At 73.5% G+C, this 17,810-nt stretch carries 12 protein-coding genes and 1 pseudogene; 5 read left to right on the plus strand and 8 right to left on the minus strand.

The annotated features are described in order from the left end of the window. Nucleotides 1–177 precede the first annotated feature (177 nt). Nucleotides 178–1,746: an MFS transporter gene (locus tag O1G21_RS35770; protein WP_270149649.1), complete on the plus strand. Its 1,569-nt coding sequence runs from the start codon at nucleotides 178–180 to the stop codon at nucleotides 1,744–1,746. 162 nt (nucleotides 1,747–1,908) lie between these two features. Here the strand turns inward: O1G21_RS35770 and O1G21_RS35775 are convergent, their stop codons facing one another. From O1G21_RS35775 to O1G21_RS35795, 5 genes are all read right to left on the minus strand, one after another. Further along, nucleotides 1,909–2,772, minus strand: a complete 864-nt coding sequence (locus O1G21_RS35775; RefSeq protein ID WP_270149651.1) for a lysophospholipid acyltransferase family protein — start codon at nucleotides 2,770–2,772, stop codon at nucleotides 1,909–1,911. Next, on the minus strand, nucleotides 2,769–3,602 hold the full coding sequence (locus O1G21_RS35780) for a GNAT family N-acetyltransferase (protein WP_270149652.1): 834 nt from the start codon (nucleotides 3,600–3,602) through the stop codon (nucleotides 2,769–2,771). Before O1G21_RS35780 ends, O1G21_RS35775 begins: the two co-directional genes overlap by 4 nt. Before the next feature lie 296 nt (nucleotides 3,603–3,898). Then, on the minus strand, nucleotides 3,899–5,278 hold the full coding sequence (locus tag O1G21_RS35785) for a serine hydrolase domain-containing protein (RefSeq protein WP_270151439.1): 1,380 nt from the start codon (nucleotides 5,276–5,278) through the stop codon (nucleotides 3,899–3,901). 135 nt (nucleotides 5,279–5,413) lie between these two features. Continuing rightward, a complete protein-coding gene (locus tag O1G21_RS35790) occupies nucleotides 5,414–6,814 on the minus strand; it encodes a M1 family metallopeptidase (protein ID WP_270149654.1) in 1,401 nt (466 codons plus the stop codon). 62 nt (nucleotides 6,815–6,876) lie between these two features. Then, nucleotides 6,877–10,794 (minus strand): Pls/PosA family non-ribosomal peptide synthetase, encoded by a 3,918-nt coding sequence (locus tag O1G21_RS35795; protein WP_270149656.1) that lies wholly within the window; start codon nucleotides 10,792–10,794, stop codon nucleotides 6,877–6,879. Between the two features lie 606 nt (nucleotides 10,795–11,400). Here O1G21_RS35795 and O1G21_RS35800 point away from each other — a divergent pair. After that, nucleotides 11,401–12,993 carry an IS1634 family transposase gene (locus tag O1G21_RS35800; protein WP_270141408.1) on the plus strand — a complete coding sequence of 531 codons (1,593 nt, stop codon included), beginning with the start codon at nucleotides 11,401–11,403 and terminating at the stop codon, nucleotides 12,991–12,993. A gap of 23 nt (nucleotides 12,994–13,016) precedes the next feature. Here O1G21_RS35800 and O1G21_RS35805 read toward each other — a convergent pair whose 3' ends face one another. Next, nucleotides 13,017–14,192 carry an FAD-dependent monooxygenase gene (locus tag O1G21_RS35805; RefSeq protein WP_270149658.1) on the minus strand — a complete coding sequence of 392 codons (1,176 nt, stop codon included), beginning with the start codon at nucleotides 14,190–14,192 and terminating at the stop codon, nucleotides 13,017–13,019. Between the two features lie 181 nt (nucleotides 14,193–14,373). On the opposite strand from O1G21_RS35805, the gene O1G21_RS35810 reads away from it, so the two are divergent. Continuing rightward, nucleotides 14,374–15,000 carry a TetR/AcrR family transcriptional regulator gene (locus tag O1G21_RS35810; protein ID WP_270149660.1) on the plus strand — a complete coding sequence of 209 codons (627 nt, stop codon included), beginning with the start codon at nucleotides 14,374–14,376 and terminating at the stop codon, nucleotides 14,998–15,000. A 142-nt stretch (nucleotides 15,001–15,142) separates the two neighbouring features. Here the strand turns inward: O1G21_RS35810 and O1G21_RS35815 are convergent, their stop codons facing one another. Together O1G21_RS35815 and O1G21_RS35820 are read right to left on the minus strand one after the other, a co-directional pair. Further along, on the minus strand, nucleotides 15,143–15,289 hold the full coding sequence (locus tag O1G21_RS35815) for a hypothetical protein (RefSeq protein ID WP_270149662.1): 147 nt from the start codon (nucleotides 15,287–15,289) through the stop codon (nucleotides 15,143–15,145). Continuing rightward, nucleotides 15,286–15,659 (minus strand): annotated as a pseudogene (locus tag O1G21_RS35820) (citrate/2-methylcitrate synthase); the annotation flags it as partial. The gene O1G21_RS35815 and the pseudogene O1G21_RS35820, both read right to left, overlap by 4 nt. Nucleotides 15,660–15,702: 43 nt before the next feature. Between O1G21_RS35820 and O1G21_RS35825 the strand changes: the two are divergent. Both O1G21_RS35825 and O1G21_RS35830 read left to right on the plus strand, forming a co-directional pair. Next, nucleotides 15,703–15,831: a hypothetical protein gene (locus tag O1G21_RS35825; RefSeq protein WP_270149664.1), complete on the plus strand. Its 129-nt coding sequence runs from the start codon at nucleotides 15,703–15,705 to the stop codon at nucleotides 15,829–15,831. Nucleotides 15,832–16,098: 267 nt separating this feature from the next. Then, on the plus strand, nucleotides 16,099–17,721 hold the full coding sequence (locus O1G21_RS35830) for an alpha/beta hydrolase (protein ID WP_270149665.1): 1,623 nt from the start codon (nucleotides 16,099–16,101) through the stop codon (nucleotides 17,719–17,721). The last annotated feature ends 89 nt before the right edge of the window (nucleotides 17,722–17,810 follow it).

Below are 17,810 nucleotides of genomic sequence, written 5' to 3' on the forward strand. Positions count from 1 at the left end.
TGGCGGGTCAAGGGGGTGGCGGACTGACGGTGTGGCGGGTCAACAGTGCCACGAGCTTCCGGCGGATGAATCCGCAGGTCGGGAATATGACTTGCGAACTAACAGCGTTAGGGGCAGTCTGTGCGTGCCGGATCGGGCCCTAACACCGTTAGGGATGAGAAATCGGGAGGGATCTCCATGCAGGAGCCGAGTACGCGCCGCAGGAAACAGCTGGCGCTGCTGACGCTTTGTGTAGCCATGTTCATGGCCATGCTGGACAACGTCGTCGTCAATGTGGCCCTGCCCCGGATCGGGCAGGACCTGGACTCCGGGATCAGCGGACTCCAGTGGGTCGCCGAGGGCTACAGCCTGGTCTACGCCGCACTCGTGCTGACCGGCGGCGCGCTCGGTGACCGCCACGGCCGCACCCGGATGTTCGTGCTGGGCCTCGGCCTGTTCACGGTCGGCTCCGCCGTGGCCGCGCTCGCCGGGACGATCGGGGTGCTGGTCACCGGCCGGATGGTCCAGGGAGTGGGAGCCGCGCTGCTCACCCCGGGCAGCCTGACCCTGCTGGGGCACGTGTTCACCGACGAGCGCGAGCGCGCCAGGGCGATCGGCATCTGGTCCGGGGTGTCCGCGCTCGGCCTGTCGATCGGCCCGGTGATCGGCGGCCCGATGGTCGAGCACCTCGGCTGGTCCAGCGTGTTCTGGATCAACGTGCCGATCGGGGTGGCCGGGGTGCTGCTCGCCGCCAAGGTCCTGCCGCAGATCCCGTCGCGCGCCCGGCGGATCGACTTCGGCGGGTTCGCGCTCTCGGCGGCCGGCCTCGGCCTGCTGGTCTACGCCCTGATCGAGGGCCCTTCGCGCGGCTGGACCGACCCCCGGGTGATCGGCGGCGGCGCCCTCGCCGTCGTCCTGCTGGTCGTCTTCCTACTGCTGGAACTGCGCCTGGCCGAGCCGATGCTGGAGCTGCGGCTGTTCCGGGACGGCGTGTTGAGGGGCGCCCTGTTCAGCGCGTTCATGGTCAGCTTCGGGATGTTCGGGGCCCTGTTCTTCCTGCCGCTGATGATGCAGGGCGTGCTCGGCTGGTCCCCGTCCGGTGCGGCCTACGGCGGCCTGCCGATGACCGCGATGCTGGTGGTCGCGGGCCCGCTGTCCGGTCGGCTCGCCGCCCGGTACGGGCCCCGGCTGCCGATGGTGCTCGGTCTCGCGCTCTGCGCGGCCGGCCTCGGCGGGCTGTCGCTGTACGGTGAGCACGCCCGCTACCTCGAGTACCTCTGGACGCTGTTCACCCTGGGCTTCGGCATGGGCCTGACCTTCACCCCGATCTCGATCGCGGTGCTCCACCGGGTCGCTCCCGCGCAGACCGGGATGGCCTCGGCGACCATCAACACCCTGCGCGAACTCGGCGGCGTGCTCGGGATCGCGGTGCTCGGCGCCGTCCTGACCAACCGGTTGACGGAGCAGTTGACCGCGGCCCTGCACCGGCTCGGCGTCCCGGCGGAGGCCGTCGGGACGATCGCGGACGCGCCCACCGGCGCGGCGCACGGCGGTGGCGCCGCGGCCGGAGCGATGCCCACGCCGGTCCAGCAGGCGGTGGACGGCGCCTTCGTCGACGGCATCCACCTCGCGCTGCGCTGCGGCTCGGTCGCGCTCGCCGTCACCGCCGTGCTGGTCGCCGTGCTGCTCGGCCGGGCCCGCCCGCTCGCCCCGGCGGCTTCCGGCGAACCGCAGCAGGAGGAACTGGCCGGGGGCCGCTTCGCCTGAGCGGTGCCGAGTCGATGCCGTGCCGACGCCGTGCCGTGCCGACGCCGTGCCGTGGCGACGTCGTGCCGTGGCGACGTCGGGCCTTGGTGCCGCCGATGTCCTGGCGACGCCGTGCCGATGCAGTACCCCGGATCGGGGTTGGGGCGGTGCGGGCACGGCTCCTCAGCGGATCCCCTCCACCGCCGCCTGCGCCGCCCGGGCCAGCTCCCGCCGGGCCCCCGCCCGGGTGGGCTGCGGCCCGGGCGGCGGGATCGGCGGCAGGAAGGTGACGTCCGCGACCAGGCCGCGCACCGCGACCACCCGGGCGAGCGAGGTGAGCAGCCCGTCGTCGCCGATGAAGGCGGGCGCGCTGGTCGACCGTCCGTCCGCCAGCCGGTAGCGGATCGTCACCGGCTGGACGAAGGCGCCCGCCTCCACTGCGGCCTGGAACAGCGCGGGCCGGAACCGGCCGCTCTCCCGCCCGCACCAGGTCGACCCCTCCGGGAAGACGATCACCGGGTGCCCGGCGCGCAGCACCTCGGTCACCGTCGCCACGGTGTCCGGGAGCGTGCGCAACCGGTCGCGGTCCAGGAACACGGTGCCGCCCCAGGCGACCAGGTGCCCGAGCACCGGCCAGCTGCGGACCTCGGTCTTGGCCAGCGAGCGCCCGGGCCGCCCGGCGGCGAGTAGCGGGATGTCCAGCCAGGACACGTGGTTGGCCACCACCAGCGCCCCGTCGGCGCCGACCGCCGTGCCGCCGCGAGCTCTGCCCGACTGGCCTGCTCCGCCTGACCACGGAGCCCCGGATGTCCCGAGGTGGACCGTCACCCCGAGGGCGCGCAGCAGCACCCGCGCCCAGAGCCGGATCAGCCGTTCCCGGACGCCGTACGGCAGCAGCCGCACCGGAAGGCTGAGCAGCACGCCCGCGAGCACCGCCACCAGGCAGGCGGTGAGCCGCAGCGCCCGCCGGGGGTGCGAGACCTCCGGCGCGCGTTCGTCCAGGCAGGTCTCCGGCCGGCAGGGCGCGGTCGGCAGCCAGACGCTCATGACGAGGCGCCGGGGGCGGCCGCTCCGGACAGGAAGTGCCGCAGGTAGCGCGGGTCGGTGCGCTCCAGCGACAGCAGGACGTACAGGTCGGCGCAGCCGAAGTCCGGGTCGTACGCGGGCTCGCCGCACACCCAGGCGCCGAGCCGCAGGTAGCCGCGGAGCAGGGCGGGCAGGGCGCCGCGGTCGGCGCGCGGCACGCCGGTGGCGTCCCAGCGGCGGTGCGGGGTGACCCGGTACTCCTCGGGGGCCAGGTACTTGGCGCTGACGGTGTCCCAGACCCGGGCCGCAGTGGCGCCGCCGTCCTCGAGGTCGATCGAGCAGCAGCCGCCGACCCAGGTGTTGCCGGTGTCGGCGAGGTAGCGGGCGATGCCGCCCCACATCAGGTTGATGACCGCGCCGTTGCCCCGGTGGTCGGGGTGGATGCAGGAGCGGCCGAGCTCGACCAGGCCGGGCCGGACCGGTGCCAGCGCGGAGAGGTCGAACTCGCCGTCGGAGTAGAGCCGTCCGGCGCGACGGGCGGCCTCGGGACGCAGCAGCCGGTAGGTGCCGACGACGGCGCCGTCCTCGCCCTCGCGGACCAGCAGGTGGTCGCAGTACTCGTCGAAGGCGTCGATGTCGAGGCCGGCGACCGGGCTGTGCAGCTCGGCGCCGAGTTCGGCGGCGAAGACCTGGTGGCGCAGTCGCTGGGCGGCGCGCACGTCGTCCTGGTCGCCGGCGAGGGAGACGGTGTACGTGGCGGCCGGGGCCGGCTGGTGGCGAGGCGCGGGGACCGCCGGGGCGTCGTGGGCGGGGGCGACTGCGGACGGAGCGTACGTGGGGACGGTGGTCATGGCGGACCCTCCAGGGCAGCACGGTCGGCGGTGCCGTGGATCGCCAGGGCACCGTCCCGGCCCGCAGGAGTCGGGCATGGATGCGAACCGGTCCCCGTATGTGTCTCCAAGCCGGTTGGCATTCACGTTGCGGCCCGGCGGAGCGCAGATGTGCACCTGTTGAATGGGATCCCCCGTGGCCCGTCGGCCACCTGCCCGGCACCGGGCGGTCGTTCGGCCGGGGTGGACAACGGGGGCGCGCACCTGCATCGCACGCCCCCGTCGTCACGCCTCCCGGAACCGGCCGGCCGACCGGCTCAGAACGCCTGCCAGCCCTGCGGGTCGACCCCGCCGGGAACGGCGGCGGCCGGCCCGTACGGCTCGCGGGTGTAGACGAAGGACCCGACGTCCAGGTGGCTGACCGTGCCGTCGGCGTGCCGGACCACCCGCAGCGTCTCGCCCGCGTAGTAGTTGTCCAGGCCCAGCCAGCTGCCGTCCGGCTGGGGCCGGAAGCGCGATCCCCGTTGGCCGCCCGCGAGTTCGGTGAGCTCCAGGACGCCCTCGGCCCGCAGTCGCAGGGCGTTGGGCGCCGCGCCCCAGTACCAGGGGCCGGTGAGCGCCAGCAGTTCCTCGTCCACCTCGGGCAGCGGACGCCAGGGCGCGGGCAGCCGGGGTTCGTGAGCCGCCGTGATGCCGATCAACTGGGCGGCCAGCAAGGGGGTGTTGGCGCCCCTGGTGGCGTTGGACAGGGCGAACGCGGCCAGGCCGTCCTCCTCGCTGACCCACAGCCCGGCCGTGAAGCCGGGCATCGAGCCGGTGTGGCCGTACAGCAACCGACCCTCGTGGCGGCGCAGTTGCAGGCCGAGGCCGTAGCCGGAGGTCCACTCGGCGTCGTCCGGGCCGACGGCGGGGCGGCGCATCTCGGCGAGGGTGTCGGGCTGGAGCACCTTGTCGTGGCCGGCGGCGAGGAAGGCCGCCCAGCGGGCCAGGTCGGCGCCGGTGGACCAGAGCTGGCCGGCCGGGCCCATCAGGCCGGTGTCCGTGAGCGGTTCGGGCAGCATGACGTCGGCCCAGGGGTGGACGGCGAAGCCCCCTGCGTGCGGGTGCTCGGGTAGCAGGGTGGTGCGGTCCATGCCGAGCGGGGCCAGCACCTCGCGGCGCAGCACCTCGCCCCAGGGTTCGCCGCGCAGCTTCTCGACCAGTGCGCCGAGCAGCGCGTAGCCGGGATTGGAGTAGTGGTGGCGGCGCCCGGCCGGGTGCTTGAGCGGGCTCTCCTCCTCGAGCAGGTCGCCGAGTTCGGGTCGCAGGGCGCCGTCCGTCCGCTCCCACCAGGGCTCGGGCGTCTCGGCGGCGAGCCCGCCGGAGTGGGCGAGCAGTTGGGCGACGGTGGCCTGGTCGGCCGGGGTGCCGGGCAGGTGGCGGCCCAGCGGGTCGGCCAGGTCGAGCAGGCCCTCGTCGCGCAGCCGCAGCACCAGCACCGCGACGAAGGTCTTGGTGAGGGAACCGATCCGGTACTGGACGTCCGGGTCCGGCGCGTGGCCGTCGATCATGCTGCGGGCACCGCTCCACACCAGCCGGCCCTCCCGCACCACCCCGGCCACCAGCGACGGGGTGCGGCCCTCGGCCTGGGCGACGGCGACGCGGTGCAGCAGGGCGCGGCGGGTGGTGGGCAGCAGGTGGTCGGGCTGGTCGGTCATCTGATCGTCTGAGCTCATCGGCATGGACGGACAGTAGCCCAGCCGGGCCTCGGACCAGCGTGAATATACCCGGCAGCCGGGCTCCCGCCAGACCGGCAGACCGCCAGAACCTCGGACCGTCAGCCCGTCCGTCGGTCAGTCCGTCAGCGGCGGCAGCTCCGGCCGCTCCAGCCATGCCTCGAACAGCGGGCCGAGCGGCGTGGCGGTGTACCGGGAGGCGTGGGCGAGGAGGTCGCCGGTGGCGACCACGCCGTGCCGGTTGACACCGGCCCAGTCCCGCAGCATCGCGAAGAACGCGTCCTCGCCGAGTGCCCGCCGCAACGCGTGCACCGTAAGGCCTCCGCGCTGGTACAGCCGGTCGTCGAACATCAGCCGGCGGCCCGGATCGCCGAGCCTGAGGTCCTGCGGCAGTCCGGCCAGCAGCCGGTGCGCGGCGGCGGCGTGCACAGACGCGGCCGGGCCGCCGGAGTGCTCCGACCAGAGCCACTCCGCGTACTTGGCGAAGCCCTCGTTGAGCCAGATGTGCCGCCAGTCGGCGATCGAGACGCTGTTGCCGAACCACTGGTGGGCCAGCTCGTGCGCGATCAGCCGCTCGCGCTCCCAGCCGCCGCCGAGGTGGTTGGTGCCGAAGGTGGCCACGCCCTGCGCCTCCACCGGGACGTCCAGCTCCTCGTCCGCGACCACCACCGCGTACTCGCCGAACGGGTACGGCCCGAAGACCTCGGCGAAGTACGCCATCATCTCCGGCTGCCGCGCGAAGTCCCGGGTGAAGGCCTCGGCCAGCCGCTGCGGCACGTACCCGGTCTGCGCCACGACACCGGTCCGCGGGGGCGCGGGGCGGGCGGCAAGCGGCACCGGCTGGTAGTGCCCGATCGAGACCGTCACCAGGTACGACGAGGTCGGTGCGCTCTGCTCGTACACCCAGGTGGTGCTGGAGGCCCGGGCGGTCCGGGTGAGCAGCCGCCCGCCGGACACCACCGTGAACGGGGACGGCGTGGTCACCGCCACCTGGTACGTCGCCTTGTCCGCGGGCCGGTCGTTGCACGGGAACCAGGACGGCGCGCCGACCGGCTGACTGGCCACCAGCGCGCCCTCGGTCAGCTCCTCCCAGCCCAGTCCGCCCCACGGGCTGCGCACCGGCCGGGGGTTGCCGGTGTAGTGCACCTCGACGGTGAAGGCCGCACCCGCCGCGAGCGCCTTGGCCGGGCGGATCCGCAGTTTGCCGCCGCGGTGGGTGTAGCGGGCGGCCTTGCCGTCCACCAGCACCCGCCCGATCCGGAACTCGGCCAGGTCGAGCGCGAACTCGGCCAGTGCCGCGTTCGTCACCGCGCTGAGCCGGGCCGAGGCGGCCAGCCGGTTGGGCCCGGGCCGGTAGTCCAGCGCGATTTCGTAGCGGTGCAACCGGTAGCGGTGGTCGCCGCTGTTCGGGAAGTACGGGTCCGGACCGCCGGCGGCCGGCGGGGCGTGCTTGGGCTTCACGGGGGCGGGTGCTTCCTGCGGGCCGGGACGGATGGTCGTGCCCGGGCGGGTGGTCATGCCGGGACGGATGGTCGTGCCCGGGCGGGTGACCATGCCGGGGCGATCGGTCGGAGGGGTGGTCACGGCGTGGTCTGCCAGGCCTCGATGGGGTTGCCCAGCCACCGCGTGTCCGCGGGGACGGACTCGGCGCGCATCACCAGCGAGGCCGGGCCCAGCGTGCTGCGCGCGCCCACCGTGCTGCCGGGCAGCACGATCCCGCCCGGGCCCAGGGTGGCGCCCTCGCGGAGGACCACAGTATCCATCCGCATGATCCGGTCGTGGAAGAGGTGCGTCTGCACCACGCAGCCCCGGTTGACGCTGACCCCGTCCCCGAGGGTGACCAGGTCCGCCTCCGGCAGCCAGTAGCTCTCGCACCACACGCCGTGCCCGACCTTGGCGCCGAGCGCCCGCAGCCACAGGTTCAGCACCGGGGTGCCGGGCACCGCGCCGACCAGCCAGGGCACCGCCAGCACTTCCACGAAGGTGTCGGCGAGCTCGTTGCGCCACACGAAGCCGCTCCACAGCGGGTGCTCCACCGCCCGGAACCGCCCGACCAGCAGCCACTTCGCGGCCACCGCGACCAGACAGGCCACGCCGCCCGCCGCCAGCAGCACAAGTCCGGAGAGCAGCGCGGCCAGCAGGAGGGAACCCGCCGCCAGCCAGGACAGCGCCGCCACCGTCGCCAGGCCCAGCGCCCCCGAGGCCAGCACCGGCAGCAGCCGGGCCAGCTCGACCAGCCCGCGCGCCCACCGCAACCGGGCCGGCGGCTCGTAGGTCAGGCTCTGGTCCGCCTGGTCCGCCGCGCGCGGCAGCCGCACCGGCGGCATGCCCAGGTACGAGCCGCCCTTCTTCGCCTTCGCCGGCGTCGCCGAGAGCACGCCCACCAGGCCCCGCTTGGGCACCGAACGGCCCGGCGCGGTCATCCCCGAGTTGCCGAGGAAGGCCCGGTCGCCGACCTTCGCCTCACCCAGGCGCATCCAGCCGCCGCCCAGCTCGTACGGCGCGATCAGGGTGTCGTCGGCCAGGAACGCGCCGTCCCCGACCGTGGTCAGGCTGGGCAGCGCCAGTACCGTGGACACCTCGGCGCCCCGGCCGACCCGCATCCCCAGCGCCCGCAGCCACAGCGGGGTGACCAGCCCGGCGTACAGCGGGAACAGCACCTCGCGGGCCCGGTCCATCAGCTGGCTGACCGTCCATGCCTGCCAGCTGACCCGGCCGTGCAGCGGGTGCACACCCGGCACCAGCCCGATGCTCAGCAGCCGGACCAGCACCACCAGCTGCGCCGCGTACAGCGCGCCGTACGCCAGGGTGGCGGGGAGCAGGCCGAGCAGGGCGCCGGCGAGGGCCGGACCGAGGTCAGCGCCCCGGTCGACGAAGCGGGAGAGCAGGGCGACGGCCGCCGCGGCGGGCAGCACCGGGAGCAGGGCGAGCAGGGCGACGCCGGCGCCGTACACCGCGGCCCAGGCGGGCCGGCGGACCGGCGTCCCCTTGGACCAGGACCACTCGGCCCGGCCCAGCTTGACGGCGGGCGCGCCGCCCCAGCGCTGGCCGGTCGGCACGTGGCCGGTGACGCTGGAACCCGGCAGCACCTGGGCGCGCTTGCCGACCCGGGCCCCGGGAAGCAGCGTCGAACGGGTGCCGACCACCGCGTCGGCGCCGACCTTGATCTGGCCGACCTCCAGCCGATCGCCGTCCAGCCAGTAGCCGGACAGGTCGACCTCGGCCTCGACGGCGCAGCCCCGGCCCAGCTTGAGCATCCCGGTGACGGGCGGCAGCGAGTGCAGGTCCACCTCGCGGGCGACCTTGGCGCCCAGCACCCTGGCATAAGGGACCAGCCAGGCGCCGGACAGCCCGGTCGCGCCGCTCAGCTCGGCGAGCCGCTCGGCCGCCCACAGCCGCAGGTGCACGGCGCCACCGCGCGGATAGCTGCCGGGGCGCAGTCCGTGCAGCAGCAGCCGGGCGCCACCGGCGCCGATCGCGAGCCGGCCCGGCGGGCTGTACAGCACGAGCGCGCCCGCGCCGACCGCCCACCAGGAGGCAGTGGGCGCCCACGGGTAGTCGCCGAGGTGCGAGAGCAGGTTCCCGGCGGCCAGCAGGGCGACCGTCCAGCGCAGGCCGACCACGGTGAACAGCGGGACCAGCAGGAGCAACTGGAGCAGCTTGGCCCGGGTCGGCACCAGGGCGACGGTACGGGCCTCACCGCCCGCGGCGGCGGTGCGGTCCAGGTGGCGGGCGAGCTTGCGCAGCGTCGGGTGCTGGTAGATGTCCAGCACGGCGGCGCTCGGGTAGCGGGTGCGCAGCAGGGTGGTCAGCCGGGCGGCGGCCAGACTGCCGCCACCGATCGCGAAGAAGTCGTCGCGCGCACCGCTCACCTGCACGCCGAGGATCTCGGCCCACTGCTCGGCGAGCCAGGCCTCGGTGCCGTACAGCTGCTCGCCCGGGGCGGCGGCCTCCAGTTCGGGCAGCGGCCAGGGCAGGGCGCCCCGGTCGACCTTGCCGGAGGTGCGGGTGGGCAGGCTGTCGACCGGGGCGAGCAGCGGCACCAGGGCGGCGGGCAGCTCGGCGCGCAGCCGCTCGACGGCCCGCTCGCGGTCGAAGCCGTCCTGGACCACCAGGTAGCCGACCAGCAGCTGGTTGCCGCGGCGCGCGGTCCGTACTGCGGCGGCCGCGCCCGCCACTCCGGGCAGCGCCTGCAGGGCGGCGTCCACCTCGCCGAGTTCGATCCGGCGCCCGCCGAGCTTGATCTGCTCGTCGGTGCGGCCGAGGAACAGCAGACCGGCCGGGTCCGCCCGGACCAGGTCGCCGCTGCGGTAGGCGCGCTCCCAGCCCAGCGAGGGCAGCGGCGCGTACTTCTCGGCGTCCTTCTCCTGGTCGAGGTAGCGGGCCAGGCCGACCCCGCCGATCACCAGCTGCCCCGTGCCACCGGGGGCGACGGGCTGCCCGGCCTCGTCCACCACGGCGAGGTCCCAGCCGTCCAGCGGCAGGCCGATCCGGACCGGGCCCTCGCCGGTGAGCAGAGCGGCGCAGGCCACCACGGTCGCCTCGGTCGGACCGTAGGTGTTCCACACCTCGCGGCCCTCGGTGACGAGGCGCTGCACCAGCTCGGGCGGGCAGGCCTCGCCGCCGAAGATCAGCAGCCGGACCTCGTTGAGCGCCTCGGCCGGCCACAGCGCGGCCAGGGTCGGCACGGTGGAGACCACGGTGATCTCCTGCTCGGCGAGCCAGGGGCCGAGGTCGGCGCCGCTGCGCACCTGGGAGCGCGGGACGGGCACCAGGCAGGCGCCGTGCCGCCAGGCCAGCCACATCTCCTCGCAGGAGGCGTCGAAGGCGACCGACAGGCCGGCCATCACCCGGTCGCCGGGGCCGATCGGCTCCTCCTGGAGGAAGAGCGCGGCCTCGGCGTCGACGAAGGCGGCGGCGTTGCGGTGGGTGACGGCGACGCCCTTGGGTTTGCCGGTCGAGCCGGAGGTGAAGATGATCCAGGCGTCGTCGGCCGGGGTGGGGCGGCGCCCGCTCACGGCCTGGCGCGTGGTGGTGCTGCTCAGGGCGCGCCCGGCGCCGAGCACGGCGGCCACGGCGGCCTCGCCGAAGACCAGCTGGGCACGCTCGTCCGGGTCCTCGGCGTCCACCGGGACGTAGGCGGCGCCGGCGGCGAGCACGGCGAGGATCGAGACGTACAGGTCGTTGGTGCCGGAGGGCACCCGGACGCCTACCCGGTCGCCCGGGCCGATCCCGGCGGCGGTCAGCCGGCGGCGCAGCTGCTCGACCTCGGCGGCCAGGGCGCGGTAGCTGAGCACGGTGCGGCCGTCGTCCAGGGCCGGCTCGTCGGGGTGGGCGCGCACGGTGGCGTCCAGCACGTCGACCAGCGTGCGCGGGGCGGCGGCCGGGCGGCCGGGGAACAGCGCGTGCGGGGGTGCGGCCTGCGGGGGTGCGGCCTGCTCCGGTGCGGGCCGCGGTGGCGTGGCGTACTGCTTCGGGTGGCTCGGTTCAGCTGTCATGGCAGCCCGTGCGCTCCTCGTCCTCGCCCCGTTCCGACCGATGTCCGGCCCTTGGGGCGGTGGGAGCACTCGCCTGACGGGTGACCCCACTCCGGGGCCGGAGCGGACAACCCGACCGATGGTAGCCCTGGGTTCCCGAACCGGCAGGGGCTGACACCCGGCCCAACTGGCGCAGGAGTGGCCGAATCTGACGTCACATCAGCTGACAACTGATGCCTCTTTGTATTGATGTGACGATAGGTCAGTCGAATTGACGGATCGGCAGGCTGAAATCCTGATCGTGATCCATGCCACAGGAATTGCTGCTCCTTCGGGTGGTGGGCCGGGCGGGCCGGGGATTGCGGCGACGGCTTCCCCGGCCGGCCCGGTCTCGGGACGCCGCGTCACGGAGGTGGTGCGTCGCCCGAGCGGACGGTGCTTGCGGTCGGCGGTCCTTGCGGTCGACGGTCCTTGGCTAGGCCGGTCCTTCGCACATGACGAGTTCGGATGAACTGGTGATGCGACCGGTACCCCGGTGGGGTGCTGGTCGTTGAGCCTGGTGTGCCGATATCCCGTTCACGTCGTTCCCGGGTCCACCGTCCGCGCTTCGCTGTGGAGTTGACGCCCGTGGTGGAGAGGCGTCTGGGCGCTCTGCCTGCCTCTGCCGAGTTTCTGCGCCGGCTGGACGTGGCCGGGATCGTCGACGGGCTGTGCCCGATCCGCGAGGTCGCGCATCTCACGCACGGCCAGGTGATCGAGGTGTTGATCGCCAACCGTCTGTCCGCACCGGCGCCGCTGGTGCGGGTGGGCGACTGGGCCCGGGAATGGGCCGTGGAGGAGGTGTTCGGCATCGCCCCGGACCTGCTGGGCGATGACCGGCTCGCCCGCGCGCTGGACGCCATCGCGCCGCACCTGGACAAGCTGGTGGGCACGGTCGGCGCGCAGGCCGTCACGGAGTTCGGCATCGAGGTGTCCCGGATCCACTGGGACATGACCTCGATGTCCCTCTTCGGCGCCTACGAGGACCAGGACGAGCAGTTTCCACAGGCCAGGTACGGTCATCCCAAGGACCGCAGGGTCGATCTGAAGCAGATCCAGGCCGGCCTCGCGGTCAGTGGCGACGGCGGCATCCCGCTCTTCCACCGCGTCTACGACGGCGGCGCGGGCGAGGTCGCCCAGGTCGTCGGCGCGATGAAGGCCCTGCGCACGATGGCCGGCCGGCGGGACTTCCTGCTGGTGGCCGACTCCAAACTCGTGTCCCACCCGAACGTCACTGCCCTGCTGGAGGCGAAGGTCGCCTTCGTCGCGCCCGCCCCGGCCTCCAAGGTCCCCCACCACGTCTACGTCGCCCTGGACCCCGACACGGCGACGGTCGTGGACTACGTCCCCGGCCGTGACGCGCACAAGCCCGCTGATCAGCGGGAGGTCTACCGCGTCCTGGAGGACACCCACACCATCACCAGCCGTCGCAAAAGCGACCCGGCGCACACCCTGCGCAGGATTCTTGTCCACTCCACCGGTAACGCCCGCGGCCAGCAGAGCGCCCGCGCCAAACGCCTGGCCCGCGCGGCCGAGGACCTCGACAAGCTCCAACGCGGCGCCGGAGGACGCTTCTACGGCACGGCCGAGAAGATCACCGCACGGATCGGCGTGATCGCCCGCGCCCGCCGGGTCGAGGACTGCCTTCGCACCACCATCACCACCGACGAGGCCGGCCGGCCCGCCCTGGAATGGCACTTCGACCAGGACGTCCTCGACGCCCAGGCCGCCGTCGACGGCTGGTACGCACTACTGACCAACCTCACCCCCGAACAAGCCACCGCGGAAGAGGTCTTCCTGCGCTACAAAGGCCAAACCGTGGTCGAACGCCGCTACCACGACTTCAAGGGCCCACTCGCGGTCGCACCGGTCTTCCTCCGACACAACCGCCGCATCACCGCGCTGATCACCGTGATCTGCCTGGCCCTGCTGGTGTTCTGCCTCATCGAACGACAGGTCCGCCAAGCCCTCGGCCCCGAGCAGACCATGCGCGGCCTCTACCCCGACAACCGAGCCGTCCGCCCCACCGGACGCATGATCTTTTACCACCTGGCGAGCCTGATGATGCGGCCCGGCACCGCAACCAGCCCACCCGTCGTCCTCATCAACCGAGGAGTCCAAGCACACCTGCTCGAACTCCTCGGCATCGACGAAACCCGACCCCGCTGGCTGGAGACCTAAAACCCCATGTGCGAAGCGCGGGGCTAGGCGGCCCGGGAAGCGATCCGGGGCGGCGTCCAGTCGGCGTGCTTCAGGACGGTCCGCATCATCGCGCCGGGCGGGGTGAGCCGGATCGCGGCGTTGCGCAGGCCTACCGCCAGCGGGTTGGCGAGCTGCTGGCCCATCCGGCCGGCCCGGCGGGCGTCGCGGGCCACGGTCTGGCTGCGCGGACGGCGGGCGGCGTCGTAGCGGACGAGCGCGCCCTCGACCGTCTGGCTCCCGGCGACCGCCGCCGCGAGCGTCACCGCGTCCTCCAGCGCCTGGCAGGCGCCCTGGCCGAGGTGGGGCGTCATGGCGTGTGCGGCGTCACCGAGCAGGGCGACTCGGCCCGAGACGTACGAAGGCAGCGGGGTGACCAGCTCGTTGACGTCGTGGTGCAGCACCGCCTCCGGGCTGGTTGCCGCCAGTAGCGCGGGAATCGGGTCGTGCCAGCGCGCGAAGCGGCGGCGGACCTCGGTCAGCGAGTCCCGGTAGCGCACCCCGGCCGGGGAGTTGAGCACGGCGTGCCACTCGGCCCGGCCGTCCGGGAAGGCGATGTGGCCGAACTCGGCACCGTGGCCCCAGGTCAGCTCGAAGTCGGCGGACAGCCCGTCGACCGGACGCTCGGTGATCGCCCGCAGTACCGTCGAGCCGCTGTACACCGGCCCGGGGTGGGTGGGGAAGAGGCGGCGCCGGATCCGGCTGTTGATGCCGTCGGCCGCCACCAGGAGGTCCGCCTTCAGGGTGGTGCCGTCGTAGCCCACCGTGACCCGGGCGGGGTCGGCGGTGTCGATCTCCGTCACCTCCGCGCCGATCACCAGGGACTCGGCGGGCAGTGCCTCGCGCAGGATGCGGTGCAGGTCCGCCCGGGGGATGCCGACGATCGGCGCCCCCAACTCCCGCTCCAGCGCCCTGCCGTCCATCTGGGCGAGCCGACGGCCGTCCGGCGTCCGCGTCCCGCCGGTGTACTGCCGCCGCGAGGCCGCCTCGATGGCCTCGCCCACCCCGAGGATCCCGAGCGACCGCATGCCGTTGGCGTGGAGCGAGATCCCGGCTCCGGCGTCGTCCAGTACGGCCGCCCGCTCGATCACGGTCACGTCCCACCCGGCCAGCCGGAGTCCGATCGCCGTCGCCAACCCGCCGATGCCGCCCCCGACCACCACCGCGCTGCTGCTGCTCATGCCCGGTCCTTCCCGTGTCGCCACGCTGTTTTCTACAGCTGTAGAAGGAGCGTACTACGGGCTTACGGGAGGCGATCGGTGGGGAGGGGCGGGCGCCCGGGCGGGCGGTGAGGGGTGCTCCGCTTGTGGGTCCGGGCGGGCGGACGGGCGAGGCGGGGCCCCGTCCCGGTAGAAAGGGGGGATGCGGCGAGACCGGGAGCAGGGGCACGAGCAGGAGCAGGGCGGCACGAACGGAGCGGGGAGGCCGGACCGGCGGACGGTACTGGCGGATGCGGCGATCGGAGTGCTGGCGGACGCGGGGGTGCGGGGGCTGACCCACCGGGCGGTGGACGCGGCGGCCGGGCTGCCGGTCGGCACCACCTCGGCCTACCTGCGGACCAGGCAGGCGCTACTGACCGCGTTGGTGCGGCGGCTGGTCGAGCTGGACCAGGGTGAGCTGCAGGCGCTGGGGGAGCGGGCGACGGTCCGTTCGGCGGACGAACTGGTGGAGAACATCCGTGAGTTGATGCGGCACCGGCTGACCGGCGCGGGGCGGCGGCGGTCGCTCGCGCGGTACGCCTGCGCCGTGGAGAGCGTGCGCGACCCCGAGCTGCGGGAGATCCTCGTGCCGCGCGAGAACGCCGGCCGGGCCGTCGTCCGGGCTTTCCTCGCCGATCAGGGCGTGGCCGACCCCGACGGGCGGACCGCCACGCTGCTGGCCTGCATCGACGGCCTGGTCTTCGACCGCCTGGTGGGCGGGGGCGAGACCGGGGCCGACGAGCTCCAGGGTCTGGTGGCGGCCGCCCTCCGCGGCGCGACCGGGGCTTAGTTTGGCGTTTGCCCCGGGCCGGTTGCCGCATGGGCGGACGCGGGCTGGCCGTCAACCTCGATTTGTCATGAGCGAGGGCTCCGGTCTGGACCGAGTGGTCCGGCCGGAGCCCTCCGTGTGTTCGACGCATACCGGTGGACGGTCACCCGGCCCGCTCGTCCCGCACCGCGCGGACCGCCACCAGCGCCACGATCGTCGTCACCAGTACACCGAGCACCACCCAACCAGCCGCCGTGGTGAACAGGAACCGGAACAACCCGCGGACCAGGATCCGCTCCAGGAACTTCATCCGCGCACCGTACCCCACACCCGGGAACGGGGCGACGAGCCCCCGCCCGGGTCAGCCCAGCGCCGGCCCGGCTGCGGCATCGCCGGGACGGCGTACCCTGCTGCGGGGCGGATGATCTTGCTGTCCGCAGCCTGCTCCAGCACGTTGGCGCGCCACCCCACGATCCGGCCCGCCGCGAACGTCGGGTGAAGATCTCGCGCGGCACACCGCACTGGTCCATGACCACGCCCGCGTAGTACTCGACGTCGGTGAACAGCTCGTGCTCCGGCTTGAGTTCGGCGGGCGCGTCGAGCACGTGCCGCTCCACCCTCACCGCGAGCGGCGCGAAGCCTCCGCCCAGCCGCTCGGCGACCGCGTTCAGCATCCGCGAGCTGATCGAGGGTGACCACGGGTCGGAGTCCATGGGGGAGTGGATGGAGCGCCTGGGGCCGGTCGAGGAGCGCCGCTTCGAGCGGATCAAGGACCTGGCCGGACCGCCGACCCTGAAAGCGGTCTACCAGGTCGTCGCCGAGGACGACCTGTCGCAGCCGATCGCCGAATAGCGGTCGACCTCCGGGCCGCGGGTGACGCCGGAAGCCCGCAGCCCGGCCGACAGCGGCCGGTCGCCGGCCACCGGTCGCCGAAACCGGTCGGATTGAACCACCATCGGGTCAACCAACCGTCAAGTCGGTTCATTCACAGAATGTTCCGGTCGCGGAGGGTGAGGAACGAGGGTGAGGAACTCGGAAGATTTCCGCTGCTTCGAGGTCTTCACACGGAGTTCTCAGACTGACAGGCTGGGGCCGCCCTTTCAGTACGGAGGAGGTTCCTTGTCCCGCATATCCACGTTGGCCGGAGCGGTCACCTGCGCGCTCGCCCTTGTCACCGGATCCGCCGTGGCCGCCTCGGCCGCGCCGTTCGACCAGGCCCCGGGTGCGGCGGCCGCCGAGGCGAAGGTCGACCCCGTCGACTGGAAGCCGTGCAACCCCGACCCGAGCAAGCCGGACCCGGGCATCTACGACTGCGCCGTCTACCCCGTGCCGCTGGACTACGACAACCCGTCCGGTGAGAAGGTCGGCATCGCCATGCTGCGGCGGCGCGCGAGCGATCCGTCGAAGCGGATCGGCTCGCTGTTCCTCAATCCGGGCGGCCCCGGCGGCAGCGGCTACATGTGGGCGACCACCACCCGCTTCGGCGCCGAGGTGCAGGCCAAGTTCGACCTGGTCGGCTTCGACCCCCGCGGAGTGGCCCGGAGCAACCCGCTCAAGTGCTTCAAGACCCAGGAAGAGGCCGACGCGGTCAACAACCGCATGGTGGGCGTGCCCGTCACCAGGACCGAGGTCAACGACACCCTGGACGCCGACCAGGACTACACCGACGCCTGCAGCAAGAACGCCGGCCCGCTGATCGAGCACATGTCGACCATCAACGTGGTGCGCGACCTGGACCGGATGCGCCGCGCCGTCGGTGACTCCCAGCTCACCTTCGCCGGGTTCTCCTACGGCACCCTGATCGGTTCGACGTACGCGAACATGTACCCCAACAAGGTGCGCGCGATCATCATCGACGGCAACGTCGACCCCAACCTGCGCCTGCACAACGGCCTGGAGTACGACCGCCAGCGGGCGGGCGGCTTCGAACTGGCCCTGGACGAGTTCCTGAAGCGCTGCCAGGCCGCCGGCGCCCCGCGCTGCGCCTTCGGCGACGGCGACACCCGGGCCAAGTTCGACGAGCTCCGCGACCACCTGCGGACCAGCCCGATCGTGCTGTCGAACGGCTCCAAGGTGACGCTGAGCAGCTTCACCAGCGAGGTGGCCAGCGCGCTGTACTCGCAGGCCAAGCTGGCTCCGCTGGCGAAGTCGCTGCAGGCCACCTACCAGGTGATGCAGAAGCCGGCCGCGGCCGCCCTGCTGGCGCCGAAGGCGAACGTCCCGGACGACGAGGCCAACCAGCTCACGGTGAACGTCCCGCGCGCGCTGCGCGAGGCACCGGCCGACTCCGAGTACGCCGGTGACGACTCCTACATGGGCGTCAACTGCCAGGACAAGCCGTACCCGTCGAACGACCGGGTGTTCGCCAACGTGGCCCGGGCCTGGGAGCAGGAGTCGCCGACCTTCGGCCGCTACCAGGCCTTCGACGCCCCGGCCTGCGCGAGCTGGCCGGCCCCGGCCCGGGACGCCGAGCGCTTCAGCGGCCCGTGGAACAAGAAGACCTCCAACACCGTGATGGTCATCGGCAACCTCTACGACCCGGCCACCCAGTACAAGTTCGCCCAGCGGATGCAGCAGGAGCTGGGCAACGCCGTGCTGGTCAGCGTCGACTCGATCGAGCACTGCGCCGTCGGCCGCAGCAAGGCGCTGAACGCGATGGTGACCCGCTACCTGGTGGACGGCACGGCGCCGCAGCCGGGCCAGCTGCTCAAGCCGGACGCCGAGATCTTCCCGGCGGTCTGAGGGCTCTCCCCTCGAACGCCCGGCCGGTGAGGCCGGGGCTGTGGTGGTCGGCGGTTCCGCCGGCCACCACAGCCGTGTTCTCCGGCCCA

It is taken from the genome of Kitasatospora cathayae (assembly GCF_027627435.1).
In the GTDB taxonomy this organism is placed as follows: Bacteria; Actinomycetota; Actinomycetes; order Streptomycetales; family Streptomycetaceae; genus Kitasatospora; species Kitasatospora cathayae.